This is a genomic window from Paenibacillus macerans, from assembly GCF_050565405.1.
GTDB lineage: Bacteria > Bacillota > Bacilli > Paenibacillales > Paenibacillaceae > Fontibacillus > Fontibacillus macerans_B.
The window spans coordinates 1-24,489 of sequence record NZ_JBNYYG010000035.1 but is presented as its reverse complement, the minus strand read 5'-3'; the positions used below and the strand labels follow the sequence as shown (position 1 = coordinate 24,489).

Below are 24,489 nucleotides of genomic sequence, written 5' to 3'. Positions count from 1 at the left end.
CTTATTTGCCGAACAGCTTTAACGCCCGGCGCGCTTCCTGCTTGTCCATGCCGGTATTTCCGCTTCCTTTGAATTTCGCGCCGTAATACCGCGCCAGCTCGACGGTCCGAATCCATTCGACCGGCTCGACGACATAGGCTTCCGCACGGCCGCTCTGGTTTACGTCGCCAATCCAGCCCTCCAAAGGCGCCAAAGGAATCAACCGCTCCAACGCTACGGTGACCTTGCGCAGCAGCAGCCGGTTGTCATAGCGCATTTCCCCCCGGACGTTTCCGGGAATTCCGCTTCCCGTGCGGCTTAGCTTCTGCAGCGGGAGCGGTTCAGCGGCCCCCTCCTTCGCCGGGAGGCCCAGTTCCGCCGAACCTCCGTCTTCGCTCCAGCCGAATACCGACTGCAGCATACCATCGTCCTTCAGCCGCCAGTACAGGGAATCGGCCTCCTCCTCCGCAAATGCCCCGGTTACGTCGTCCCGCCGACTATTGTCCCAAACGTACGCGCTGCGTTCGGCCGCGACCGTGGCAACTTGCCCCAGCAACGTGTTCTGGTACAAGTACAAGCAGAAAAACAGCAGGACCAGCACCGCGTAGAATAGGAGGGGCAGCACAAGCGAAGCCTCCAGCGTGAAGCTCCCGCGCTTATCCCGTACGAAACGCATGTTATTCCCCGTCCATAAAGTTTTCCGTTTTCGATTTCGCTTTTCCGAGCAAGCTCGTCACGATCTCTTTCAATTGGTTCCGGAAAATGACGGCTATAATGACGATGACCGCGATGATCAGAATCATTTCCAGCATGCCGAGACCGTCTTCATTTTGCCAAAAGCCTTTGATTTCCTTGCGAATCGTCGTTAACATGCTTAATCCCCCTTAATAATGAATTTATAAATCCATGATCATGAACGCCGGCGCGCCTACCAGGATAAGCACAACCATAAACAGAAGAACCATCGGAAAAACGAGTTTGGCCGAAGCCTGCTCCCCCAGCGTTTTGCTGACGGCCTTCCGCTTCTCCCAGAGCGAGTGGGATAAGTCGCGCAAGGCCAAAGCGAAGTCCTGCCCTCCCCGGCGGTAATTTAACAGGACGGCCGTCGTAAAGGCCGACACTTCCTGAATGCCGCAGCGTTTGCTGAACCCTTCCATGGCCCGTTGGAAAGAATCACCCCCTTCCCACTCCCGCTGCATCTGCAGCAGTTCCCTGTACAGCGGATGATCATTCAACTCTCGCTTGCGCTCCAAGCAAAGCCGGATTGCCTGCTGCACGGTAGATCCCGCTCCGACCAGAAGAACGATCTTGTTCAACAGCTCAGGAAGCTCGAGAATGACCGCTTGTTCGCGCCGCATCACCTTGCGGTAAAGATCGTTGATCAGCGCCGCCGGGACCAGCACGGCCAGCATCGCTCCCAACGCGATACCGGCAGCGTCGCCGTTCGTCAGCAACGATAAGAAACATCCTGAGGCCAAAAACAGCCAGCCGTAAGAGAGTGTTTCGGCGAGGAACAGCAGCGTAAACTCGCCGCTTCGCCGGTCACCGGCTATTTTTTGGACGGCGCGCTGCACTTTGTGGAAAAGTCTCGGGAAACGCTGCGACACCTTGATACGTTCGAGTGCAAACAGCATCGGCGGAGATATCCGCTGCAGCCTTAAACCCTCCATCGTCAGCTTGCTATAGCCGCGATATTGATGGCGGGTTATCCTGAACCCGTAGAGCCAGCCCCCGCACAATAACAGCAGCAGCCCCCCGGAGAGTAGTTGAACCATGTAATCCAGGGCCTCCTCTATATCCGGATATCGATGATTTTGAGCATTAACCAGGAGCATCCGGCAAACAGCAGCAATGCCAGCGCCGAGATCGCCAGGCCAAGGCCGTGATGCAGCGGCCGCATATAATCCGGCGAAGTCATCTGCATAAATAGAAGAAACAACACCGGAGCCGCCAACATCGCTTTTGCCTCGAACCGCTTCTGGGCAAGCATGACGCCGATCTCCTGGCTAATCTCCAGCTTCTCGCTGATGATATTTGAGGTCCGGCGGACGATTTCCACCAAGTCCCCCCCGGAGCGTTTGCAGGTCGTAAACACATCGGCAAAGTTTGCAATGTCCTCCAGCGCCGCCCGCCGACTGAAATCCATCAACGCCTCCTCGACCGGCTGCCCATATTCCAAACGGGCGCAAATGATGCCAAGCTCCCGGATAACGTCGTTGTCTCCGTCCGGGTACAGCAGTTTCAAGTCGGCAATCGCTTCGCGAAACCCGTTTTCGACCGATCGTCCGGCCGCCAGCGAGGAGGATAGCGAATATAGCGCCTGCTTAAAATGCAAGCCGAGGTTTTCCCGCCTTCTCCGCAGCAAATAACGGCTCCAGTACTTCGGTGTAACCGCCCCGCCGCCCGAGAGCAGCAGCGCCAATAGAAGCGAATGAAAAAAGATGTAGCCCACGGCAAAAAAAGCCGCTCCCCCCGCTAACACGCATATCGTCTTCTGCCGCTCGGTTAACGTGTATTCCCGATAGTCCGTAAGCTTTGCCATATTCGCGCCCGGGGCATAGGGGCTTCTCTGTTGTAAGCCGTTATCCATGACAAATCCTCCCCTCCTCGCGGCTACCCGGGCAATAAGCCCGCCATGCGGAGCTTGCCCGTATGGATCAGCCCGGTTCCGCTGCCTATTAGCCGGCCGACGACTCGGCCTTCGAGTTCCTCCTCCTCCTGAAACGCAAAGAGCGGCTGCAGCACCACTTCCCCTTCTTTCAATCCAGCCACCTCCGAAATTTCCGTCACCCGGCGCGACCTATCCCGCAGGCGCGACAGGTGCACGAAAATATCGATCGACGAGGCGATCTGCTGCCGGACTACGCCGAGCGGCAGCTCCGCCCCGCTTAGAACCATCGTTTCCAATCGGCTGATCATGTCCGCGGTGCTGTTCGCATGCCCCGTCGACAAGCTGCCGTCGTGTCCCGTGTTCATCGCCTGGAGCATGTCCAGCGCCTCCGCCCCCCGGACTTCGCCGACGACGATCCGGTTCGGACGCATGCGCAGCGACGACCGGATCAGGTCGCGGACAGCAATCTCCCCTTTGCCTTCGGTATTCGCGTTGCGGGTTTCCAGCGAGACTAAATTCGGCACGGTGACGATCTGGAGTTCGGCCGAATCCTCGATCGTAATCACCCGCTCGTCCGGCGGAATATATTGGGACAACGCATTCAGAAACGTCGTTTTGCCGGAGCCCGTACCGCCGCTGATAAATATGTTGTATTTGCTGCGTACCAGCTGTTGCAGCAGCCGGGCCGCTTCTTCGCTGATCGAGCCTTTGGCGACCAACTGTTCCATCGTCAGCGGGCGTTCGGGAAATTTGCGAATCGTCATCGTTGGCCCCTTCAAGGCAACGGGCGGCAGCACGATATTTACCCGCGATCCGTCCCGGAGCCGGGCATCCACGATCGGCGACGATTCGTTGACCACCCGGTTCACTCCGGAGACGATGGTCTGGATGATATCCTCCAACCGCTCCCGCGACTCGAAGCGGACGGGAAGCTTGCGTACCCGCCCCTCCTGCTCGACGAAGATCTCATCATGGCTGTTGATCATGATCTCCGTAACGCTGCGGTCGTCGACCAGCGGCTGCAGCACATCCAGCCCGCGAAAAGAATCGTACAGCCTTCGAACCCATTTCCGTTTCTCGGCGGCGGTGAAATTGCGCAAACGGGCGTCCTCGAGCACATGCCGCTCGACATAATCGAGCAGTTGATCGTCGTTCAGGACCGAAGTCACATCCAGCCCTTGGCGCAGCTCGTTGCGCAACTCAGCAAATCCTTCCTCCCGCATGCTCTAACCCTCCCGGCGCAAAGGAGCCCCGGCCCAGCCGTCCAGTTCGCTGCATAATTTCATCACGTCGCGCTGATACACGGGGGAATGCAGCAGTTCACCTTGCTTGCTGCCTTGGGCCCAAGCCGGAATCAAGGATAACGTGGCTTGCACCCTCAGACCCGGCCTCGGCATTTCGGCCTGCAACGCTCCCGTATACCGGTTGAGCACAAACCGCGTTTTACCGATCAACGCGTGGCAAAACTCGGGACGGGAGCGTTCGAGATAAGCCAGCCAAACCCCGGTTTTGCGCATGACCCCCCAGTCGTCCGTGACGATCCATACGATTTGATCCGCCCGTTCCAGCGCGGCCTCCGTCCTGCCGCTCGGATACGAGTCCATATCGACGATCACCGCATCGTACAAGCCGCTGCCGGCAATGTAATCGATCAGCTCCGCCGTATCCTTGCGCTCCATTTCCAGCAGCTCATTGAGGTTGTCCAGGGGAGCGAACGTATCTCCTTGCAGCATGGGATGGCTGTAAGCGTACGTAGAGACCGGAAAGCGGAGCGGTTCCCGGCGGTCGTCCGCCGCTTTCAGATCGTACAGCAGCCGGGCCAGCCCCGCCCTCTGCCCCTCGCGAAAACCTTGTCCGGCAAATAAAACGCCGCTGCTCACCGTCTCCAAGTTTAGGTAAAACACCTTTGCGCCTTCGGTGGCCAGTTGCCTGGCCAAATTCAGCGCAACCGTCGTTTTCCCGCATCCGCCCACGGTAGAATAAACCCCGATGATCTGCGGCCGCCCGCTATCCGCATCCGTTCTTCCTTTGCCTCCGCGAACCAGCTCCAGTACGGCGGACAGCAGCTGGTGAAGGGGTTGGTATTTATTCACCCGCAGCCTTGCCTGATCTATCGGGTCACTGCCTTCTTCAAGCTGGATCCAGCAGATGTTGCCCCGCATGGCCGGTTCTACCGACTCCAGAAAAGCCGCTTCCCCCAAGACCGCGTCGATTTCATCGGCGGATTCCTCCAAATATCGGCCGAAAGCCTCTTTGCGGCTAAACGCCGTCAGCGCCACGCTGCGGTCGAACTCGCTGCTGTGCACGTAATGCAGGAACGGCTCGATATACTGTTCCTCCTGCACGGCCAGCACCAGTCTGATGGGGACCATGGTTCACCCTCCTCGATTAGGCCGAAAACAAAAAAGCACCGCCCAAAATCCGATATGCAATCGGATCATGGACGGTGCTACCGTTCCCGTATTCCTTAAATTCACAGTAAGAATATCACAGTTTTGGGTATTGGGCAAGTCCTATTTCGCAGACTGCCTGGCTATGACCCATCCTGCAAAAAACGCTCCTTAAGCTCCCGGGTCGGCACCAGGCAGGTCTCGTCCTTGCCGAACCACCGGTATCGATGCTTGGCGACGGTCCTATACGCCGCATCGCGAATTCCCCGCGGCACGAGGATCAAGGCATACAGCAGCGGCCAGGGATAACGCAAGCCTTTGGCGATGCGCAGCGCGGCCGCCGAACGGGTATAGCATGCGCCCCGTTCGATGAGAACGATAGTATCAAGCGTTTCCGTCGCCGGCATGTTGCTTTGCAATAACCGCTGTCCCGCTTCGGACTGAAGTGCAGCAAAACGGAAGCGTCCGCCAGGGTCCCGCTTGATGATAAATTTTACGGCCCCTTGGCATAAGTGGCAAACGCCGTCAGACAGTACGACAGGATGATTTTCTTTTTCGGGATTTCCGCTCATGTTACCTCTCCTTCCCATAGATTGGTGACGGGAAGTATGACCTCTTAAATCACTTTTTTTTGCCCATATTCCATATATTGTCCGAATAATTAATCCTAAAATAAATACAATCCAACCGATATTAAGTATGTTCTCTTCTTGGTTTAAATGTAGTAATCGAAGTCCAATTAAGATAACAATGGCACCCAAAATAGAAACAACAACTCCCAATAATCCCAACGGCTTCAATATAACACTCCTTTCAATAATCAGGTCATTTATGAATATTATTTATAAGTATAATTCATTTTGTTTTAAATTACATTTATTACTATAACACAAACATGCGATTCTACAGTGAGAGAATCTTTCAAAATTAATGAAGAAAGTTCAATCAGGGTTTAGAAAGGGGGAAGGCATGTTAACTGTAATCAAACAGATTTTTAATTATTGACTAATTCTAGTAATAGTTGTAACCTTAAGTATAAGGGTATATTTTCCAAATTATAAAAATTCAAGGAGGATGACAAATAAAAAAACATTTTGTCAAGGCAATTGCTGCTTTAACAATTTTCACAACAGTTCCTGTAGTTCCACTCAGTAATTTTGCATCTGCCGCATCTGTGAATCCAAATGAACTGTACGAACACAGTTCAATTTTCATGAATGAAAATGGGAATAAAGTTATCCAAGCATCTGTAGGATCTACAACTGCAAGTATTGAAATACTTGAAGGAACAGATGAAAACTTTACTAAATTAAAAGTAGTTCAAGGTAATCGTGTTGACTACATAGAAAAAAAAGATTGTAGATAAGAAAATGATCGTGACCAGCACTAACGTTGAAGGTGCTTTAGGAGATAACCACGTAGTCCTAAATGATGGAAATAACGTATTTTTTGATAATGAATTAGTTGAAACAAATGAAAATATTTCGAATAATGCTATTGAAAGCTCAAGTGATGATACAATATGGTATTTTAAAGAGTCCATCAAAGGTAGTGTTAATACTGACTATGCAGATGTGACTACATGTATGCTTCTCCTAATTGGTGTATTTAGTGCTCCAGCTGCGACCTGCCTTTCTATAGCAACTTGGTTTGTTGGTCATAACTTGCCATACCTTTGGTATGAGAGAATAACACTTTGGGATCAAGCACCATACCGACCATTATATTGGATTTCTATCACCACTTATTCTGATGCTAAGATGACTATACAGGAAACTTATGATGACTACTATTTATAATATTAACAGCAAAATAATTAAATATTTATTGTGACTTTAAATATGCATAGTTGATCATATAGCTGCTAGAGGATGGCTCCTACATTGAACAGGAGTCATCTTTTTTTATTAATAGCCTTAGTCAATTGAGCTTGCTGAGGATTGCAAAATAAAAAGTTAACGAGTGAAAATAAAGGATTCCCTGAATACAGTTCTTTAAAACAATATTACAAGCTTCAGCTTTTTTCCAGTCATCACTTTCCCCTTCTTTTACTTTAGCAAAGAAAAAAGCACAGGGACACGCCCCGTGCTTGCTGTCGCCAGTATTTCAAGAGGCGGTTACTTGGTCAAAAGCTTGTCGAACCACTGTCCCTCTTCCATCTGACGGTTGATTTCACCCGAAAATTTCTCCATGCATTGGCAGATAAAGTCTTTGCGGCAGACCGGGCATGGCGTCTTCTGCAGCCTGCTGACGCTCGTTAGCCGCCAATTGGGATTACGGTGGTAAAACACGCGGCACGCCGTTCCGTCGGCCATATTAACGATAAATTCATACAATCCGTCGTTTTCGTTACTTCCGGCCTTGGTCACATTTACAACATTCGGTCTGTAGGACATGTTATCACCCGTATTATCAAATTTCATTCCTGTGCAGTTCGCTTTTAGTACTTAGACATATTAAATAATTTTTACCGGCATGTCAACTTGAAAAGCCGCTAAATCGCTTGATTTTACGCTAATTTTCCTGCATTTGGATAGCATGCGCAAAAAAAGGGGGGCTCATTCTGGATTCACGGAAAAATGAACCGTTTTCACAAAAAAGTTTCCTCGGGCAAAAATTATTTCTAGCGTGCAATAAGAGACACTGTCTGCCGGGCCGGACCCTCCTATCTTCAGCCGCCAAATACAAACCCCTTCGCCGCGGATGTTTTCTTGGCGAAGGGGTTTGTATCACTCCTTGATTTCCTTAAAGGAAGCATCATACAACCGGAACATCGTCTTGTAGCCGGATTCGTCGATTTTGATGCCGACGTCAAGGCGGCCGGTAATTTCCAGCGCTTCGGATTTGTAGCGGAGCTTCACGTCGTCCGGAACGAAGACGATCATGATTTTATTCCAATACGTCTCGTCGCCGTTGTCAAAGGGACATTCCGCGCCGGGTTCGGGAATCAGTAGAAACCAGTTCTTCTCGAACGACAGCACTTCGCCCATGAATCCGCGAATCGTGACGGTGGTGCCGCTCAGGTCCCAGAAGCGTTCCGACGGCGTTGTCTGATCCTCCCCGTCAAAAAACTCCGACCACCCGATGGCCGTTACGGACGGCTTGGCATTCTCCGATCGGCCTTTTTCGGACTCGGCGGACGCCGTACCCGCCGGACCGGCCGGCCGATTCGTTGGCGCGGCGGGGGCGCCTGTCCCGGCCGATTGGCTTGGGACCAGTTGTTGCTCGGCGTCCGCGGCACCGGACTTCCCGGCAGCCTTTACCCGGCCGGCCGTATTCCCGGATGTCCCGCCGCCCGTCCGCCCTTTCGCGCCACCCTCTGCTGCCGGTTGCTTGGCGTCGGTCTCCTTCGAAATAGCCGCTTTCTCTTGGGCCTCCTCGGAAACAGCGATTTCGGTTTCCGGTTTCCCGGTATCCCCTTTTGCCTTTCCTTGCGCGACATCATCCACAGTTCCATCCGTAGTCCCGGCTTCTGCCCCAAGGCCCCCCTGTCCGGCAAGCGTCTGCCGGGCAGGGGGCGCAGCAACGCCGCTCTCCAGCAGCGAGCCTGTATTTTGAACTTCCAGGCTGCCCTGTTCCCCGGAAAGCGCGGCGGCAAAAGAACCGGCTCCCCCTTCGTTCGCGGGATCCTGGCCGCAGGCCGGAAGCAACAAAGCGAATGCGATAAGCATCGGGAGCGTGTACAGGCATTTCTTCATCGTGTTCCCCCCTTTTCAGGATTTAAACAACGTCAGCGGATCCATCCGGTACAGCCGGAGCGCGGGTCCGAGCGATGCCGCAAGACCAATGAGCAAGGTCCCCGCGGCGATCAGCGTATGCTCCTGCGACCAGCGGAAGGGCTCGATCTGAATGCCGCCGAAGGCAAACAGCGCATCCTTTAGCAGGTAGCTGCCGACATGTCCGGCCAGGAGACCGAGCACCAGCCCGGCTGCCGTGATGAGGAGCCCTTCCCCGATCATCGTCATCCAGACGTACCCTTTGGATTTGCCCAGCAGTCGGAGCAGCCCTACGTCCTTCGTCCGCTCGCCTGCCGCGGCAATCAGGGACAGCAAAATCGATATGGCCGCCAAAACGACGCAGAGCAGCGTGACGATGCCGACTATCTCCGCTCCCCGGTCCACCAGATTGACGACGTCGGCTACCGCCTTGCTCGTATAGGTCACTTGGACGCCGCCCGCTTCTTCCAGGTTATTTTTCAATTGCTGGGCCCCCAGCAGTGTTCGCGGCTTCACCAGGATCGACGTTATTTCCCGCTCCGCTTCCGCTTCTCCATGGACGGCCCATGCGTAATCCACCGTCGTGAATACCGCGCGGTCGTCAGGGGTGTTCAACCGGGGAAGGATCCCTCGGACCGTGTACATAAAACTCTCATGCTCATCGTGTTCCCCATGCTCCGCTTCCGCGCCTTCGGTCTCGTGATGCGCTCCTTCGATCAAGCCGTGGGCCCCCGAAAAGGTGTCGCCCACCTGGAGGCCCAACGTTCTCGCTACGTAGTCGCCGACGGCGACTTCTCCGGTTTCGGCATACAATTTTCCGGTGGCTAGCATGCGGTCCCCGTATCGGGTCAGAAAATAAGCCGGGTCGATCCCCACGATCGGATACCCGTTATAGTTGTCTCCCGCCGTCATCGCGTACGCGGTGTCGACGCCCGAATCCTGCCGGACCGTATCCAGCGTTGCCAGCGGAATGTTCCCGACCGGTGCCCCGACATGGTAAAACGTGCTGAGCACCAGTTGGGTTTCGCTGCCCGCCGCGCCGACGACCAGGTCAAACGGGCCGTAGCCTTTCTCGGCGCCTTGTTCGACGCTGTCCCGGGATAACGACAGCAGCACGATAAACGCCACGGTTGCCGCCACCGACAACATCGTCAGCAGCGACAGGAATTTGCGATGCCATATATTCCGTACCAGATAATGCAGCAAGCTCATCCGATCCGCTCCTCTCGTTGCCCCCCGGCTTTACCGATGCGCTCGGCGTCTCCGGCGAGCGCCGTTTGGCGTTGCCCGCCGATCCGGTTGATCTCCGCGATATGGATGCGCTGCGGAAAACGGTCCGCCATCTTCAAATCATGCGTCACGACGATCAGCGTATGCCGCTCGCTTTCGCATAGGCGAAGCAGCAGGCCGGCGACTTCGTCCGCCGTTTCCCAGTCCAGGCTGCCCGTCGGCTCGTCGGCCAGGACGAGCGCGGGGTTGTTGATCAGCGCACGGATGATTGCGACCCGCTGCTGCTGTCCGCGGGACAGCTGGGCCGGCAAATGCCGGCTCCGGTCGCCGAGGCCCACCTCGGCGAACCAATGGTTCACGAGCTCGCGCCGTTCTCTTGTCCCCAATGCCCCCGGCAGTACCATTTCTACGTTTTGCCTTGCCGTCAGCGACGGGATCAAGTGGAAATCCTGCAGGATGTAACCGATATGGCCGGCGCGGAACCGGTCCCTGGCCGGTTCCGTCATCGCGTGGAGCTGCTGCCCGCCGACCGCCACTTCCCCTTCGTCGGGCCGCATAATCCCGCTGATGACGTGAAGCAGCGTGCTTTTCCCCGAGCCGCTTGGACCGGTGATCGCCAGCTTCTCCCCCTGGCCGACGTCCCATTCCGGGATGTCCAGAATCGGCAGGCGCTCTCCGGACACCCGGAAATGTTTTTTCAATCCGCGTAGTTTCAACAATGTGATCCACTCCCCGAATATACGGGAAAAACAGGAGAACCGAGTCGTTCCTCCTGTTTGTTCCCGCGCTTTTGCTTAAGTCCGCGCGAACAGAGCGCGAAAATTTCCTTAGTTCAAAATGAGTCTTTCGGACAATGAGTCCCACTTCAGCGTTTTTCCGGTCAGTTGATTAAATGCGGCCAGCGGCAGGTATAACGTGCCGTTGTCCACGTCTACCGTCAAGGCCGCCGACGATCCGGCCGCTTTCGCCGTTCCCGCTTTCAAATCCACCGTGATGGCTTTGCCGCCGCTGCCGTTCAACGTCGCCGTGCCGCCGGATTCCTGATAGGTGCCGCCCAGCGCCTGCGTCAAGGCTTTCGCCGGATAGAGCACTTCTTTTTCCCGGTTGATTTTAAACTTCGGATAGAGGTATTTGGACTGAAGTTCCGCGGAAGCCTTCTGCAAATCGACCCCCAGCACTTCCGCACCGGCAAAGGCAATTTCCGTATTGTCGATTTGGCCCTTCACTTTATCGGCGATCGGCCCGTAAGCCCATACGCCGACATCGACGGCGGAATGCCCATGACCGGACCAGCCGATCAGCAAGCGTTTGGAAACGACGGCATTGTATCCGCCTTCCCGTTTATAGGAGGAGCCGTCGCCATCGAGAATTTGCTGGGCCTCCTCGTCGGTTAGATCGGTGATCCAAGTGTTGGCTGCGACGATTTTCTTCACGTCCGCTATCGTCTTGGCTTCATTCAGCGACGAGATGAGGTACTCGGAGGAATGCTTCTGGCGGTCCCACAGGTCGATATTGACTTCATAAATGTTGTCGCGGGACAGCGACAGGCCGCCGGTCTCGTGATCGGCCGTCACGACGACGGAGGTGTTGCCGTCCTTCTTGGCAAAATCAAGCGCCACTTTGAATGCGGCGTCAAAATCAAGCACCTCTTGCACCATGGTCGGCAAATCGTTGGCGTGACCGGCATGGTCGATCCGGCCGCCCTCGATCATGATCGCGAACCCGTCCTTGTCGGCGGACAAAATATCCAGCGCTTTCGACGTCATTTCCGCCAGGCTTGGCGTAGCGTCGGCGCGGTCAGGCACGTAAGCGACATGCGAGCCCCCGAACAGGCCGAGAACCTTGGAGTCCTGGGCCGCCGGTACCGCATTCAGCTCCTGCACCGTTTTGACGACTTTGTAGCCTTTGCCTTGAAACTCGGGCAGCAGGTTTTTATCGCTGCGTTTTCCATCCTGCTCTTTGGTGACGAAGAAGGATTCTCCGCCGCCCAGCAGCACGTCCACGCCGCTCTCTAAGTATTGGGAGGCGATGGCATTCTCGTTGTCGCGGCTGCGGACGTGGGAGGCATATACCGCCGGCGTCGCATGCGTGATTCGCGCCGTCGTCACGAGGCCCGTCGCTTTGCCGCTCCGTTCGGACGCTTCGATAATCGAGGCGAACGGCTTCGATACATCCTCGTTGGATACGCTGATGCCGGCATTATAGGTTTTGTGCCCGGTCGCAAAAGCGGTACCCGCCGAAGCGGAGTCCGTGACGATCCCGGACACGATCGTGCCCCCGTCTTCCCCGCGATCGGCATACGTCGTGGCTTGACCTACATAATAAGGATCAATATTCAAAGCCTTAACCCCATGTTCATATTGCTGATAGTAGCGTGCAGCCGACACTTGCGCCGGGCCCATCCCGTCGCCGATCAAGACGATCAGATTCCGGGATTTTCCCTTAACGGCCGCATTTGCCCCCGGGTTGTCCCCTTCCGCTGCAGCCAGACTGCCGGCCGAAACGACCGTTAACGCCAAACCGCTGATCGCCAGCCCTTTCCAAAACTTGTTCATTGCTTCCCCTCCCCAGAATTTCGAAACTAAAGAGAAGTTTAATTGGAGAGTATTAGAGCGATGTCATATTTTTGTTCTTGTTTGGTAAAATTTTCTTCATTCCATGTACCGTCGGGTTCCGGTTAGGTCGAGAAAACGCGATAGAGGAGTATAGAAAAATTTCGCGCAATTCAAGCACTCAACTGGCTTAAGCCATAAAATAAAACAAGGATCTGTCCCGAAAGGTCGTCAAATCAAATGCCCAGTGTTTCCGGACTTTTGTACGAAATATCGGCCAACCCGCTCGGTGGACGGTTCCATGCCGGAGTTTTGTACGAAAAGTCGTACAACATCACTCCCGCACCGCCTGAATCCAGGATTTTGAACGAAATATCGTATAAAAGCGCCCGTGAAGCGAGGGGACGAGGGGAATTTGTATGAAATATCGTTCAAACTCTTCCAGTCGATGGCATCAAGGAGCAGTTATATACGAAAATTCGTACAAAAAGCATTTGTGCCGCGCCGCGGCCACTTCCTACAAACACAAAAAAAGCCGGATGGAAAATATCACCTTTTCCATCCGGCTTTTTTTGTGTTCAGGGACTTATGGGACAGCTCCCTGATTCAAACATTATAATGCGGTCGAGAGGACTCGAACCTCCACGGGCGTACGCCCACTACCCCCTCAAGATAGCGTGTCTGCCATTCCACCACGACCGCGATTGTTAAGCGAACGTTAATTAAAACGAACATTTTTTATTATATCTCCACGGCCTTGAAAAGTAAAGTGGTATTATTTCCCACGCCGGTTTCTTCGCTGCATCCGGTATCGGGTGAACTCGATGTATTCCCGGACGAAGGCCCGCTCCGATTCGGTCAACGACTCGGCGAAGGAATTCCAGTCGGACTCGTTTCCGCCGGTATTATATTCGGCTCCTCCATCCTGTATGTGAGTGGCTTGCTTCTCCCGGCCGGTCATCAACCAGTCCAGGCTGACATCGAAAAAAGCTGCGATTTCAATCAATTTATTCGTGCTGGGGGTAGATTTGCCGCGTTTCCAGTCCCCAAGGTTTCCCGTACTGATGCCGAGCTCCAGACAAAACGCTTTTTTGGTCAAGCCTGCGTTTTTGATCAGTAGTTCAATACGTTCGTAGATTGCCAACTTCCCTCCAACCTTCCTTTAACACTATCATGACGCATTTAAGTGATTTAGTTGTTGTTAAGCCACGTAACTACGTATATAATAGAGTGAAATATAATCTTTCCTTCATCATGCGTATTTCGTTTAAAGAAGGGGCCGTACCCGAAGTTTACGTTCGCCTATATCTTAACACAGTGCCGTCAAGTACTTAATAGGTCCGAAAGACTGCCCTTAATTCAATAACAGGAGCGCACCCGCCGTGAAAGAGATCCCTCTTTGGAAAGAAGCCCTTCATTCGCTGAACCAGAGCGTTGCCATCCTCGCCCCTGACGGAACGATCCTATTCGTCAATCGGACCTGGGCCAATCGGGCGCATCATTTTGGTCTTGCTCCCTTATGGGACCGTCCCGGACATAATCTACTGCATGATTTCAAGAGCCGGGATCTTCATCATCATTTTATCGCTAAGCAGCTTCTGGAACAAATTCCGTCCATCCTTGACGGATCCAGCCGTTTCTTTACCTTGGAATTTAGCACGGCAACGCCGCAAGGCGTTAAGTGGTTTCTAGCCGAAATCACTCCGATTGCCGAAGAGGAAGGAAGACCTCCCCAGGGCGTCGTCATCACCTGCACCGATATTACCCGTTTGAAGGAGCAGGAGCTGCAAATGCAGCATGCTTTGTCGCATATCCGCACGTTGCGGGGGATGTTGCCGATCTGTGCCGTCTGCAAAAAAATAAAGGATGAGAACGACATGTGGAGCACGATCGAAGCCTACTTGATCAAACATACTCACGCCGAATTTACGCATGACATTTGTCCCGAATGCATCCGGATTCTGTATCCGAAATATTCGTCGATCCTGGATCCTCCGAAGGAGCAGGAATAACTCAAATCCCGCAAAAGTTCTATGCCGCTTCGTCGTTGGCTCGGGCGGCACGCTTTTGATGCCAACGACTTAATTGCTGCCCGAGGGTAGCTCCGGCTACCCCGCCAGCGATCAGGCCGACCCCGCCCAAATTCATCATTCCGGCAAGCGTGGCGATCACTGCTCCGCAGCCGGCGGCAACCATGGCCGACCGTGTCCGTTCCCCGCCGGCCAGCAGCGCGATGAACAACGCCGGTAACGCAAAGGAGAGCACCCCGGCCAACTCATCGGTCACGAACCCGCCCAATCCTATACCGACGGCGGTTCCCGCCACCCAAGAGCCATAGATGGCCAGAGCAAAAGTAATGTAATAGGAAGGCAGAAGCCGCTTTCCTTGAGCCGCCCTGCTTGACGTCACGGCGAATCCTTCGTCCGTGAGTCCCATCGCCGCCACCCATTTCCCGGACTCCTTCCAATCCCTCAGGTAGGGTCCCAACGTTGCCCCGTATAAGACATGGCGCATACTGAGCAATAATAAGGTGGTCACGACCGTTACCGGCGCAGCGGCCGAATCGAACATGCCGAGCAGCATAAATTGCGCCCCTCCCGAGAAAATCCACGCAGAGCTAAAGATCGTCAACCCTCCGCCTAATCCGCCCGCCGCGGCAAGCACCCCGTAGGTCATGGACAGGGGGAAATACGCAACCATAATTGGAACCGCATCACGCAGCGCCATTCCCATTTCGTCCCTTCGATTCATCCCCGGTCTCCTCCTATCCCATGAAATAGACTATGCCAGCGTAAAATAATACCCCGGCGGCGACGGGAAGCAGCAGGCGACGGGACCACCAAGCGATCAGCATGGTCGGAACAGCCGCAAACAGCATGGCATTGTCCGCCAGCGGCATCCACTCCCCGTCCCGCAGCAGGAGCAAGGGACCGATTAACGCCCCAAGCACGGCTGGAGATACATAGGAGAGCCACTCCTTCGTAGGTTCGGACCATTTGACCCGGCTCCCCAGAACCAGAGATCCGGCCCGCAATAAATAAGTTCCTGCGCCAATCAGAATAATAATCCAAAGCTGGGTTGCCACGATGGGTTACCTTCCATTCTATCTTTTGATTTTCGTGCAAATCGGCCTGTTGACCTGAAATGCATTTCATAATATATACTGTGGGCATGCCAAAGAACATAGCAAATACAGACAAAACCAAGCAACGTTGGTTAGGAGGAAACCACCCTTATGAAACTCATTGCCGTTGATTTGGACGGTACGCTGCTGACCTCGGACAGCCTTCCCAGCCCCGAGGGACTGGAGGCCATCCGCGAGGCCGTCGCCAAGCACCATGCCGTGACGCTCTGCACTGGACGGGCCAGCTTTGATGCCAATAGCTTAACGGGCGATTTGTCGATTCCGATCATCGCATCCAACGGAGCGGAGATTTACGACCGTCATGGACGATTGCTCCGGGAAACCCCGATCGCCCCCGACGTAGCGGCCGATGCCGTGCGCTATTTAATGAAGCAACAAGTTTATTTCGAAATCTTTTGCCCCGAGGCGATATATTCGCCATCCGACGGCGAACAGAAGCTGCAGGCCGAAATGGACGTCCTGGTCAGCGCCAATCCGGAGGTCGACCGCGATCAGTTGTGGAAAAGCGCGCAAATCCAATTCATCCAATTCGGATTCCGGGGAATCGATCAGCCGCTGCAGCTGCTGGAACGCGGATTACCGGTTTATAAACTCCTCGTTTACACCTTCGATGACGATAAGCTGGACGAAATCACCCGGCATTTTAATGCTCAGGCCCAGGTACACACGACGTCCTCGTCCAATCACATCATCGAAGTGATCTCCACGGAAACGGATAAAGGAAAAGCCCTTCGGTTCCTTGCCGGCCATCTGGGGGTAGACCTATCCGATACGGTCGTCATCGGCGACAGCTTTAACGACATCTCGATGTTCGAGGTCGCCGGGACCAAGGTGGCGATGGGGAACGCCGTGGACGAGATCAAGCGGCTGAGCTCCATGGTTACCAAGAGCAACAACGAACACGGGGTTGCTTATGCCCTTCGCCAATTGCTGAAGCTGTAAGATCCGGCAATGACCGCTTGCCCCGGCCGTCTTGCCGGTTCCTTCCTTCCGCCTTCCGCTTGAACGGCTTGTTTATGGTTAGCTATGCAGAAAGAACCTTGCTATTCGCAAGGTTCTTTCCGTTTGATGCGGTCGAGAGGACTCGAACCTCCACGGGCGTACGCCCACTACCCCCTCAAGATAGCGTGTCTGCCATTCCACCACGACCGCATATTCAAATTAATAAAAATGGTGACCCGATGGGGGTACTCTCGCTTCGCTCGAGACTGCGAAGTAATCCTACCGAAGCCTATGCTTCGACGAACCCCTATCAGGGATTCTCCCCCTACTTGAAGCAAATAATAAAAGTGGTGACCCGTAGGGGATTCGAACCCCTGTTACCTCCGTGAAAGGGAGGTGTCTTAACCCCTTGACCAACGGGCCGCAATGCAATTCCGCCCTGAAGCGGCGACAAAATTGAGTATAGCAAAAACCTATGCGCCTTGCAACCCTGTTTTTTTCTTGTAAATTCTGTAATTTTCGCTTCTGGAATCCGGCACGAAAAAAAGCATCTCGCCAGAGATGCCCTTTAAATCAGAACGGAGAGAGAGGGATTCGAACCCTCGCACCGCTTACGCAGTCTAACCCCTTAGCAGAGGGTCCCCTTATAGCCACTTGGGTATCTCTCCAAGAAATGAAATGGCTCCCCGAACAGGACTCGAACCTGTGACAACTCGATTAACAGTCGAGTGCTCTACCGACTGAGCTATCGGGGAACGTTGCGAAAAATAACGAGAACACCAATAAATTTATCACGCTTCCGCGCCAAAGTCAAGATTCGAAGCGCTTTCCGCGGCCTTCCTTCTTCCCCCAATGCCCTGATTCCCAGCTATGATTGCTCCTGAAACCGGCCGGACAAGCCTCTCAAAAAAAGGATTGCAAAAGACGGGAAAACCAATAAAATAAAACTAACGTTAAAAATATTTTAACGTATGAATATTTTTAAAGGATGGGTGCCATGAGTGAAAAAGCGTTGGTCAAACGTAAAGGATTTGCCGGGATCAAGGAACTGACGGTGTATAAATCGTTTACGTATCTCCTGTTGGCCCGCGTCATTTCCCGTTTTGGGGATTCGATCGATTCGATTGCCTATAGCTGGATGGTATACATGCTGACCGGATCCAAGGTTTTGATGGGCACGCTGTTCGCGCTCAATTTTGTTCCCAATATTCTGTTCAGCTTTTTCGCGGGGACGCTGGTGGACCGTTGGCCAAAAAAAAACGTCTTGGCGCTCACTTATCTAGGCCGGGGACTCCTCGTCTGCTTCACGGCTTTTCTCTATTGGAAAGGACAGCTCGCACCATGGCATCTGTATGTTCTCACGGTGCTGACTTCGACGCTCGAATGTTTTTCTGCTCCTGCCGAGATAGCCCTGGTTCCCCAGCTTCTGCCCAAAGATAAGCTGCTGAGCGCCAATTCCTTTAGCGCCTCCGCCACCCGGGTTGCCGAGTTGGCCGGTATGGCGGCCGTCGGCGGCATTATAGCCTATTGGGGGATCTCCAATGCGATTTTGATCGATGGGCTTACTTTTGCGGTTGCCGCCGCCCTCCTGGCAATGATCAGGGTGTCCAACCCGGCTTCTGCATCCCAGACTCACGCCACGAAAAACGAATCCACATTTTTTCAGGAAATCAAGGAAGGGCTGCAGTACCTCAAATCCAACAAACTGATTCTGACCATCATTACCGCCGCAGCCTACGTGAATTTTTGTCTATCGCCGCTTAATGTGTTGAATGCCGTCTATGTTAATGAAATTTTGCATTCCGGCCCTAGCGGCCTGAGTTTGATGGGGATTTCCCTGATCTGCGGCATGATCGCCAGCGGGGTATGGATCGGCAAAAAAGGCGGCTCCTATAAAAAAAGCCGGCTCATCCTGGCCGGTTACCTGCTGCTCGGCGTCAACTACGCGCTGCTGTATCTGCCGGCGATCGTGCCGATTCATCCTCTCTACTTGGCCGCTTTGTTCAGCTTTGGGATCGGCCTGGCCGTCTCGTTATGCAATACGCCTTCCACGACCTTCTTTATGGAATCGGTGCCGAAGGAACTGCTTGGCCGCGTGGGCGCGCTCTATGGAATGGTCTGCACCTGCGCCATACCGGCGGGCAGCGCCTTGGCCGGGATTATGGGCGAATGGATGCCGGTCCACCTGCTTTATGTGACCTTCGGTATTCTCTTGCTCATCCCCGTCATTTTTTTGCTGCGGCAGAGGAACTTCATGGAAATCTAGGCCTGTCATGCTTTGCGCATTTAGCTGACCCGAGCTATACTAAATGGAACGAAACTAAGGCGGCTTTAAACCATGTTCGGGTGGGGTGCTTGCAGATGCAAAACGTTAAAGAACTGAAAACGCTGGAGGAGATCCGGATTTATTCCGACCCCTATCGCATTCAAATCATGGACGTATTTCAGCGATTGAACCGTCCGGCGACGATGAAGGAAGTGGCGGATGCCATGGGAGAGGTTCCGGCCAAAGTTTACTACCACGCCAAAAAGCTGGCGAGCATCGGCCTGCTGCAGCTCGTGAACACCAAAGTGATCAACGGTATTACAGCGAAATATTATGAGCCTTTTCAAGGCCATATCCATATTACAAAAAGCCGTTTCGACGATACGATCAAACCGGCGGCTTTATCTGAAACTGAAAAGCTGCTGAGCCATATATACGATGAAAGTAAAAAAAAGTTTCTGAAGACGTCCCGTGCGGAATCGGCTGCCGGCCAATTAACCAGTCAGCACGCATATTTAACCGCGGAGGAAGCGGAAGCATTTAACGCTTGGATGAGCGAATTTCTGGAAAAGCATCAAAACAAGGCTTCCGAAGCAAGCGTGCGGTACGATATCTTTTTAGCGGTGGCCAAAAGCAGCGAATCGGAAGAGTAAATAAAAAGAACCATCGTCTCCATAAGCGGAAGCGTGGTTCTTATATTTTTGCGTATTCGCTTGATCCTGCTTCGTTTTGGTCTTGCGGGTTCTCAGATCGGCAAAGGCAAAGGCGCTGCGGCTGAGCTCGGGATTGCGTTTGCCTTCCCGGATGAGCTTTTGGCGCATCTTTTTGGCTTTGGATTGGGCCATCTTCAATCACTCCTTGGTTCATATTGATTCAAGTATAGCACATCCCGGCCGTTTAAAGCGTATGAAGGCGCAGCCGGCCGGCGCATTTCCCGCAGCGGTAACGGTTCGGATCAACGCGGCGTTTCCGCAGGTATTCCATTCCGCAGTCCGCGCAGATCAGCTTATAGCGGTGCGGCAAGGTTTTCCGCTGTTTGTTGCCGGGCAGCGAATGGCAATAGCGGCTTCCGCCGACTTTTTGCAGCAATGTTTTGAAATCGGCATCGCGATGCTGGTAACCCCTCCCCGCCAAATGAAGGTGGTAGTGGCACAGCTCGTGTTTGATAATGCGCTCGACTTCCTCTTGTCCGTAAGCCTCCAGCTGCCCGGGGTTGATTTCGATATGATGAGTTTTCATAAAATAGCGCCCCCCGGTGGTCCGCAGTCGGCTGTTAAAGCGGGCTTGGTGCCGGAAAGGCACGCCGAAGGAGCGGAGCGAGATTTGCTCGACCCAGGTTTGCAGCTGCTCATTCGTCATCGTTCCTCTCCCCTTCCTGTTGTTGGTGAGCGTTGCTCGTATTTCATCCTATTAGTACGTGTTCAAAAAGTCGAGTTTTCAGCACCGAGAAGGTTGGATGAAGCCAGGGACTGAGGAGCGGAGCGTACGTTTTGGGTACGTGAGCACCGGAAGTCCCGGCTGAATTCAAGATTCGATGTCGAATCCGCTTCATGACCTGCCTCGTGATCAAAAGACGACTTTTTGAACAACCTCTATTACTTGAATTTTAACTTCCCCTTACGCTACACTGTCAAGTAGGATGGATAGAAAAGGAGAATCGTGAGCATGTCCATGATGAGATACGTCATTTTGCAGCAAGGCCAGGAACTGAAATTCGTTGAAATGCCAAGCGACTATGCTTATCAGCTTAGCGCTTTGAACTTGCGGTTGAACAAGGAAATCGATAAATTGACGGCCCATGAGGTTCCTGCGCTGCCGCGCGCGATCGCCGAATGCGACCGTTTGGACCTCCTGCAGGAATCGCTGCAAATCACGGGCGGCCTCGAGTATATCAATGAATTGGAAGCGGCCTTCTCCGCTATCCGGGAGGAAAACTACCCCCTCATTTCGCTGCTGACCGAAATCCGCGCCCTCCAGGCCCAACTGGAACAATGGTACGAGGAGGAAGGCGCTTAAGTTACCTTCCCTAACCGATGGATTGAAAGCGAAAAGCTGCCCGATGTAATCCGGCAGCTTAATTTCTGACGAATATGAAATCAATCCAAAAATACGAATGAGGCCGAAATTTCGTTAATATGCGATTGATCGGCCCATAAGATAAAATAATGATACGTCTGCCCTCCGATAAGTACCGGACGGGGATACCGGACGATAAGTGCCGCTTGGCCCCGCATTTCGGGAGGTTGGTCCGGTGACGGGAAAATATAACATGCCTCCTGGTTCCGGATCGTCGCCGGGATCACTAGCGGCTGCGATCCGTAAGGCCTTAATGGATGAAACGCTTCGTTCCGGCAAACCTCCTCGATATCCGTACCGGCGGAAATGGCCGATATTTGAAAAAATCCGTCCGGTCCTTCATACCTCTCATCCGTTATCCTTTGCCAATGCGCCGGGTATTCGAATCTAATTTTGTATTCCGGATGGATATACGTTTTCTTCGGAAGTCTGCCGGCTGGTTGCGGAGACCATTGAACTGCGGTAATCCGTCGCCCGCAAGGAGACGGATCGGTACAGGATGAGCCGGATCAAAAAGGCATATTTCACTCGCAAACCCGCCGCCGTTACAGCCGGAAAGATACACGATCTTCTTGCCGTCCGGAGACCAGTCGACGGGAGTGGCGTAGCAATCGGAGATCGCCCGGGTGCTGTCATTTTCTCCGCGGCGTCCGGCAATTCGTATAAGCGAGAAGAACCCTCTGTCTTCAAATGCCGTTGCGCTGTATGCGATTCTGGCCGAGTCGGGCGACCATGCGGGAAAGTAATTTTTGGCAAGCGGTCCGCCGGGAACTTCAACATCGTTGCCGGTATCGATTTCTACGGTGCGAATGATCGAAATGCTTACTCCCGGCGTCGTGTACAGCGCAAATTTACCGTCGGGTGAAATGCGTATGGTTATGTAACGGCCCGCCCGTGTTCCGGGTGATTTGCCTCTTGCCGGTCCCGTCGGGGCGTATGCGGAACAGCTGGCTCGTTCCCGGTTCATCGGGCGCTTCGAAGAGCAATTCAGCGCCGCTTGGGAACCATTGCGTTTCCGAGACGCCAGGCTGCTCAATCGTGCGCGCAAAGTGGGCAACAGTGTCGTATAAGACGATTGCATCTTGTTTTACATATGCCAGTGTCCGGCTGTCCGGAGACCAGTCAAGCCCGGACAGCGGCACTTCTCCCGCTTGATCTATCCGCGCGACTCCCCCGGTATTGACATCAATGACAAAGATAATTCGGTTTCTTCCGATGAAGGCGATCTTTCTGCTGTCCGGAGACCACACAGGAAAAGACAGCGAATCGCCCAATCCGAAGGTAAGGCGCATAACCTCGCCGTCCCGGGGATTATACAACCAGATATCGAACTCCCCCGCTTGGTCTGACGTATAGGCAATCCGTCCCCGGTCGCCCGGCGGAGCATATGGGATGATGAGCCTCATACCGGGAGTAATCAAGGCGGATGGAAGCCTGTTCACCCTCCGAATCAAGTCGGGGGCCGCATGCCCCCCGGTTACCACGTTAAACCGAAGCGCAATCTCAAACAGCGTATCCCCGATTGAACGATATAATAGGGCAGTCCCGGAGGAACTGTGCAATTGGCCGGGATAAATGAAGTAGGGCGGCTGAATCCGGTTCGTCTCTATTATCACCGACGCGGGGACTCCGAACGTTTGTGAAATCCGGTAAACGGAATCTCCCGGCTGAACTCTCACCCTGTCCACGCCGGGCGGAACAGACAACTGCTGCCCGATATAGATCGTGTACGGCGGAGTCAAATTATTCGCGGCGATCAAAGATTGAATCGGCAGTTCCCACCGTCTTGCAATCATAAATATCGAATCGCCGGCACGAACGGTATAAAACAGTTGCATAGCCCTTCCCCCTCGTAGTAAGCCTTATTTATCGTTATGCCGGCCATTTCCCCTTATTCAATACCTATATCACAATTATTATTTTCCTATCAGCGAATGGACGCCTATGTTAAAAAAATAACTATTGTCCTATAAACCTTTTGCCGTTAATTGCGTCTAAGTTTGTAAACCCGGATGTATAAGGAGATAAAGGAAATGCTTAAAAAGTTTGCGAAATTCGCATGGATTGCTTCACTTCTGGCATGTCTTTATACCACACCGATCCATGCACAGAATGGTCATGAAAAAGCGATGTGGGTTTGGGACTATTATCAATCCTTGTCAACAGACGAACAAAGACAGGAGCTCCTTCAATTTTCCTTGAATAACAACATCAGCTTGCTATTCGTCGGGACGAAGACGACGTTAAAGGACCATCCTGAGGAGTATGCCGAATTCATTCAGAAAGCGCATAAGAACGGAATCCGGGTTTTTGCGCTTGCCGGGAACGCTTCGTGGGCACAGAAAGAAAATCATCAATATGCTTTGGAGCAGTTGAAACAAGTGTTGGATTTTAACGCAAGCCATCGATCGGACGCGTTTAACGGACTTCAATTTGATATTGAGCCCTATTCGCTACCCGCATTCAAGGACTATGCCGCTGCGGTCAGCACCCAATTGTTGGACCTTCTTGAAGCCTCTGTGAAAATGATTCCTGCAGAATCGAAAGAAGGTTTCGAATTGAATGCGGCGGTTCCATTCTGGTACGCAAGCGGACAACAATCGATCATGATCGAATACAATGAAGCGCGCAAGCCGTTAAGCCACCATATTCTCGATCTTTTCGACTCCGTATCGATTATGGCCTACCGCGATAATGCCGCCGCTCAAATCGAACTGTCGAAGGCCGATGTCGAATATGCTTCAAGTACAGGAAAGAAGGCCTATATCGGAGCCGAGACGATGCCTTCCAATGGCGGCAGCATTCCGGAGACGATTACGTACAACAATAGAAAAACAAGCTATTTGACTAAGCAATTGGAAGAGATCAGCCGGCACTATGCAGATCATCCCGGCTTTGCGGGGGTTGCCATACATTCGTATGATTCATTCAGCGCAATGCTGCAGAGAGAAGAAGAACAGCTCAAATTGCTGGAAAACAAGTTCAGCCTATTGAAAGAAGCGGGGATTCTCAACGGCTATTCCGACGGCAGCGCCCGCTTCGGCCGGAAGGCAACCCGAGCGGAAATTGCCGCCATTGCGGCAAGATTAGACGGTTATGCCGACGCGAATTTGTACAAACCGGAGTCGGCCCATTTTCGGGATGTACCGCCTGAAGCATGGTACTACGGATGGATTGAATCGGCATATCAAATGGGGGTTATGAACGGCAAGGGCGGTCAAAAGTTCATCCCCAATGCGAATATTACCGTCGAAGAAACATTGATTGTCATGGCGAAGGTGATCGGTCTTTCCGAAGCGAAGGGTGCCGAAGTACAAGGCGCTTCCGTCTGGGCGCAAGGATGGGTCCGGGCGATGATTGATGCAGGCTTGATCGAACAAAGAGAAAATTACCAGAATGAAATATCACGGGAGGATTTGATCCATATCGTATACGAGACATTCTTATTACCATGACTCCAGCGGTCTCCGTTCACATCCGGTTTACCCGGCCTGAACGCAAGATTCGACGCCGACTCGGCTTCGTAGCAATGCTTCGTGATCAAAAGCCGGAATTTTAGCTAAATCTCCAATCAAGGCTAAA

At 53.2% G+C, this 24,489-nt stretch carries 25 protein-coding genes and 5 tRNA genes; 7 read left to right on the top strand and 23 right to left on the bottom strand.

Going from position 1 to position 24,489, the window contains the following annotated elements:
- Position 1 precedes the first annotated feature (1 nt).
- The 7 genes from ACQ4N8_RS18735 to ACQ4N8_RS18705 all read right to left on the bottom strand — a co-directional run bounded on the left by ACQ4N8_RS18735 (position 2) and on the right by ACQ4N8_RS18705 (position 5,552).
- The gene (locus ACQ4N8_RS18735) at positions 2-655 is read right to left on the bottom strand and encodes a TadE/TadG family type IV pilus assembly protein (protein ID WP_430705871.1); all 654 of its coding nucleotides are present in this window, start codon (positions 653-655) and stop codon (positions 2-4) included.
- Position 656: 1 nt separating this feature from the next.
- Positions 657-851, bottom strand: coding sequence for a Flp1 family type IVb pilin (locus tag ACQ4N8_RS18730; protein WP_430705870.1), 195 nt, complete (start codon positions 849-851; stop codon positions 657-659).
- A 24-nt stretch (positions 852-875) separates the two neighbouring features.
- Complete coding sequence (locus ACQ4N8_RS18725) at positions 876-1,754, bottom strand: type II secretion system F family protein (RefSeq protein ID WP_430705869.1); 879 nt, start codon at positions 1,752-1,754, stop codon at positions 876-878.
- Between the two features lie 17 nt (positions 1,755-1,771).
- Entirely contained in the window at positions 1,772-2,569 is a 798-nt protein-coding gene (locus tag ACQ4N8_RS18720; protein ID WP_430705868.1) for a type II secretion system F family protein, read from the bottom strand.
- 23 nt (positions 2,570-2,592) lie between these two features.
- Entirely contained in the window at positions 2,593-3,813 is a 1,221-nt protein-coding gene (locus tag ACQ4N8_RS18715; RefSeq protein ID WP_430705867.1) for a CpaF family protein, read from the bottom strand.
- A 3-nt stretch (positions 3,814-3,816) separates the two neighbouring features.
- The gene (locus ACQ4N8_RS18710) at positions 3,817-4,962 is read right to left on the bottom strand and encodes a hypothetical protein (RefSeq protein ID WP_430705866.1); all 1,146 of its coding nucleotides are present in this window, start codon (positions 4,960-4,962) and stop codon (positions 3,817-3,819) included.
- 161 nt (positions 4,963-5,123) lie between these two features.
- Entirely contained in the window at positions 5,124-5,552 is a 429-nt protein-coding gene (locus tag ACQ4N8_RS18705; protein ID WP_430705865.1) for a thiol-disulfide oxidoreductase DCC family protein, read from the bottom strand.
- A gap of 798 nt (positions 5,553-6,350) precedes the next feature.
- Between ACQ4N8_RS18705 and ACQ4N8_RS18700 the strand changes: the two genes are divergently transcribed.
- Positions 6,351-6,779, top strand: coding sequence for a hypothetical protein (locus tag ACQ4N8_RS18700; RefSeq protein ID WP_430705864.1), 429 nt, complete (start codon positions 6,351-6,353; stop codon positions 6,777-6,779).
- 318 nt (positions 6,780-7,097) lie between these two features.
- On the opposite strand, the gene ACQ4N8_RS18695 is transcribed toward ACQ4N8_RS18700, so the two are convergent.
- The 7 genes from ACQ4N8_RS18695 to ACQ4N8_RS18665 form a co-directional block, all read right to left on the bottom strand.
- Positions 7,098-7,376, bottom strand: a complete 279-nt coding sequence (locus tag ACQ4N8_RS18695; RefSeq protein ID WP_430705863.1) for a hypothetical protein — start codon at positions 7,374-7,376, stop codon at positions 7,098-7,100.
- 333 nt (positions 7,377-7,709) lie between these two features.
- On the bottom strand, positions 7,710-8,678 hold the full coding sequence (locus tag ACQ4N8_RS18690; RefSeq protein ID WP_430705862.1) for a hypothetical protein: 969 nt from the start codon (positions 8,676-8,678) through the stop codon (positions 7,710-7,712).
- 15 nt (positions 8,679-8,693) lie between these two features.
- Positions 8,694-9,908, bottom strand: coding sequence for an ABC transporter permease (locus tag ACQ4N8_RS18685; RefSeq protein WP_430705861.1), 1,215 nt, complete (start codon positions 9,906-9,908; stop codon positions 8,694-8,696).
- Positions 9,905-10,645 carry an ABC transporter ATP-binding protein gene (locus tag ACQ4N8_RS18680; RefSeq protein ID WP_430705860.1) on the bottom strand — a complete coding sequence of 247 codons (741 nt, stop codon included), beginning with the start codon at positions 10,643-10,645 and terminating at the stop codon, positions 9,905-9,907. Before ACQ4N8_RS18680 ends, ACQ4N8_RS18685 begins: the two co-directional genes overlap by 4 nt.
- 108 nt (positions 10,646-10,753) lie before the next feature.
- Entirely contained in the window at positions 10,754-12,481 is a 1,728-nt protein-coding gene (locus ACQ4N8_RS18675) for an alkaline phosphatase (RefSeq protein ID WP_430705859.1), read from the bottom strand.
- Between the two features lie 616 nt (positions 12,482-13,097).
- Positions 13,098-13,180 (bottom strand) — tRNA-Leu (locus ACQ4N8_RS18670).
- 73 nt (positions 13,181-13,253) lie between these two features.
- On the bottom strand, positions 13,254-13,622 hold the full coding sequence (locus ACQ4N8_RS18665; protein ID WP_430705858.1) for a helix-turn-helix domain-containing protein: 369 nt from the start codon (positions 13,620-13,622) through the stop codon (positions 13,254-13,256).
- Positions 13,623-13,860: 238 nt separating this feature from the next.
- On the opposite strand from ACQ4N8_RS18665, the gene ACQ4N8_RS18660 reads away from it, so the two are divergent.
- Positions 13,861-14,490 carry a PAS domain-containing protein gene (locus ACQ4N8_RS18660; RefSeq protein ID WP_430705857.1) on the top strand — a complete coding sequence of 210 codons (630 nt, stop codon included), beginning with the start codon at positions 13,861-13,863 and terminating at the stop codon, positions 14,488-14,490.
- A gap of 19 nt (positions 14,491-14,509) precedes the next feature.
- Here the strand turns inward: ACQ4N8_RS18660 and ACQ4N8_RS18655 are convergent, their stop codons facing one another.
- Both ACQ4N8_RS18655 and ACQ4N8_RS18650 read right to left on the bottom strand, forming a co-directional pair.
- Positions 14,510-15,229 (bottom strand): AzlC family ABC transporter permease, encoded by a 720-nt coding sequence (locus tag ACQ4N8_RS18655; RefSeq protein WP_430705856.1) that lies wholly within the window; start codon positions 15,227-15,229, stop codon positions 14,510-14,512.
- 13 nt (positions 15,230-15,242) lie between these two features.
- Positions 15,243-15,563: an AzlD domain-containing protein gene (locus ACQ4N8_RS18650; RefSeq protein ID WP_430705855.1), complete on the bottom strand. Its 321-nt coding sequence runs from the start codon at positions 15,561-15,563 to the stop codon at positions 15,243-15,245.
- Between the two features lie 150 nt (positions 15,564-15,713).
- Between ACQ4N8_RS18650 and ACQ4N8_RS18645 the strand changes: the two genes are divergently transcribed.
- A complete protein-coding gene (locus tag ACQ4N8_RS18645; protein ID WP_430705854.1) occupies positions 15,714-16,565 on the top strand; it encodes a Cof-type HAD-IIB family hydrolase in 852 nt (283 codons plus the stop codon).
- Positions 16,566-16,692: 127 nt separating this feature from the next.
- Here ACQ4N8_RS18645 and ACQ4N8_RS18640 read toward each other — a convergent pair.
- The 4 genes from ACQ4N8_RS18640 to ACQ4N8_RS18625 all read right to left on the bottom strand — a co-directional run bounded on the left by ACQ4N8_RS18640 (position 16,693) and on the right by ACQ4N8_RS18625 (position 17,320).
- Positions 16,693-16,775, bottom strand: a tRNA-Leu gene (locus ACQ4N8_RS18640).
- A 138-nt stretch (positions 16,776-16,913) separates the two neighbouring features.
- Positions 16,914-16,988, bottom strand: a tRNA-Glu gene (locus ACQ4N8_RS18635).
- Between the two features lie 156 nt (positions 16,989-17,144).
- Positions 17,145-17,233: transfer RNA gene (locus ACQ4N8_RS18630), tRNA-Ser, on the bottom strand.
- 11 nt (positions 17,234-17,244) lie between these two features.
- Positions 17,245-17,320, bottom strand: a tRNA-Asn gene (locus ACQ4N8_RS18625).
- A gap of 242 nt (positions 17,321-17,562) precedes the next feature.
- Between ACQ4N8_RS18625 and ACQ4N8_RS18620 the strand changes: the two genes are divergently transcribed.
- Positions 17,563-18,831, top strand: coding sequence for an MFS transporter (locus ACQ4N8_RS18620; protein WP_430705853.1), 1,269 nt, complete (start codon positions 17,563-17,565; stop codon positions 18,829-18,831).
- Positions 18,735-19,484, top strand: coding sequence for an ArsR family transcriptional regulator (locus ACQ4N8_RS18615; protein ID WP_430705898.1), 750 nt, complete (start codon positions 18,735-18,737; stop codon positions 19,482-19,484). The genes ACQ4N8_RS18620 and ACQ4N8_RS18615 overlap by 97 nt, the downstream gene beginning before the upstream one ends.
- Here the strand turns inward: ACQ4N8_RS18615 and ACQ4N8_RS18610 are convergent.
- Together ACQ4N8_RS18610 and ACQ4N8_RS18605 are read right to left on the bottom strand one after the other, a co-directional pair.
- Positions 19,449-19,676, bottom strand: coding sequence for a hypothetical protein (locus ACQ4N8_RS18610; protein WP_430705852.1), 228 nt, complete (start codon positions 19,674-19,676; stop codon positions 19,449-19,451). The genes ACQ4N8_RS18615 and ACQ4N8_RS18610 overlap by 36 nt on opposite strands.
- 52 nt (positions 19,677-19,728) lie before the next feature.
- Complete coding sequence (locus ACQ4N8_RS18605) at positions 19,729-20,190, bottom strand: SprT family protein (protein WP_430705851.1); 462 nt, start codon at positions 20,188-20,190, stop codon at positions 19,729-19,731.
- Positions 20,191-20,496: 306 nt separating this feature from the next.
- Here ACQ4N8_RS18605 and ACQ4N8_RS18600 point away from each other — a divergent pair, with 306 nt between their 5' ends.
- Positions 20,497-20,847, top strand: a complete 351-nt coding sequence (locus ACQ4N8_RS18600) for a hydrolase/acyltransferase (protein WP_430705850.1) — start codon at positions 20,497-20,499, stop codon at positions 20,845-20,847.
- 911 nt (positions 20,848-21,758) lie between these two features.
- Here the strand turns inward: ACQ4N8_RS18600 and ACQ4N8_RS18595 are convergent.
- Entirely contained in the window at positions 21,759-22,745 is a 987-nt protein-coding gene (locus ACQ4N8_RS18595; protein WP_430705849.1) for a LysM peptidoglycan-binding domain-containing protein, read from the bottom strand.
- Positions 22,746-22,940: 195 nt separating this feature from the next.
- On the opposite strand from ACQ4N8_RS18595, the gene ACQ4N8_RS18590 reads away from it, so the two are divergent.
- On the top strand, positions 22,941-24,362 hold the full coding sequence (locus ACQ4N8_RS18590; protein WP_430705848.1) for an S-layer homology domain-containing protein: 1,422 nt from the start codon (positions 22,941-22,943) through the stop codon (positions 24,360-24,362).
- Positions 24,363-24,489 lie beyond the last annotated feature (127 nt).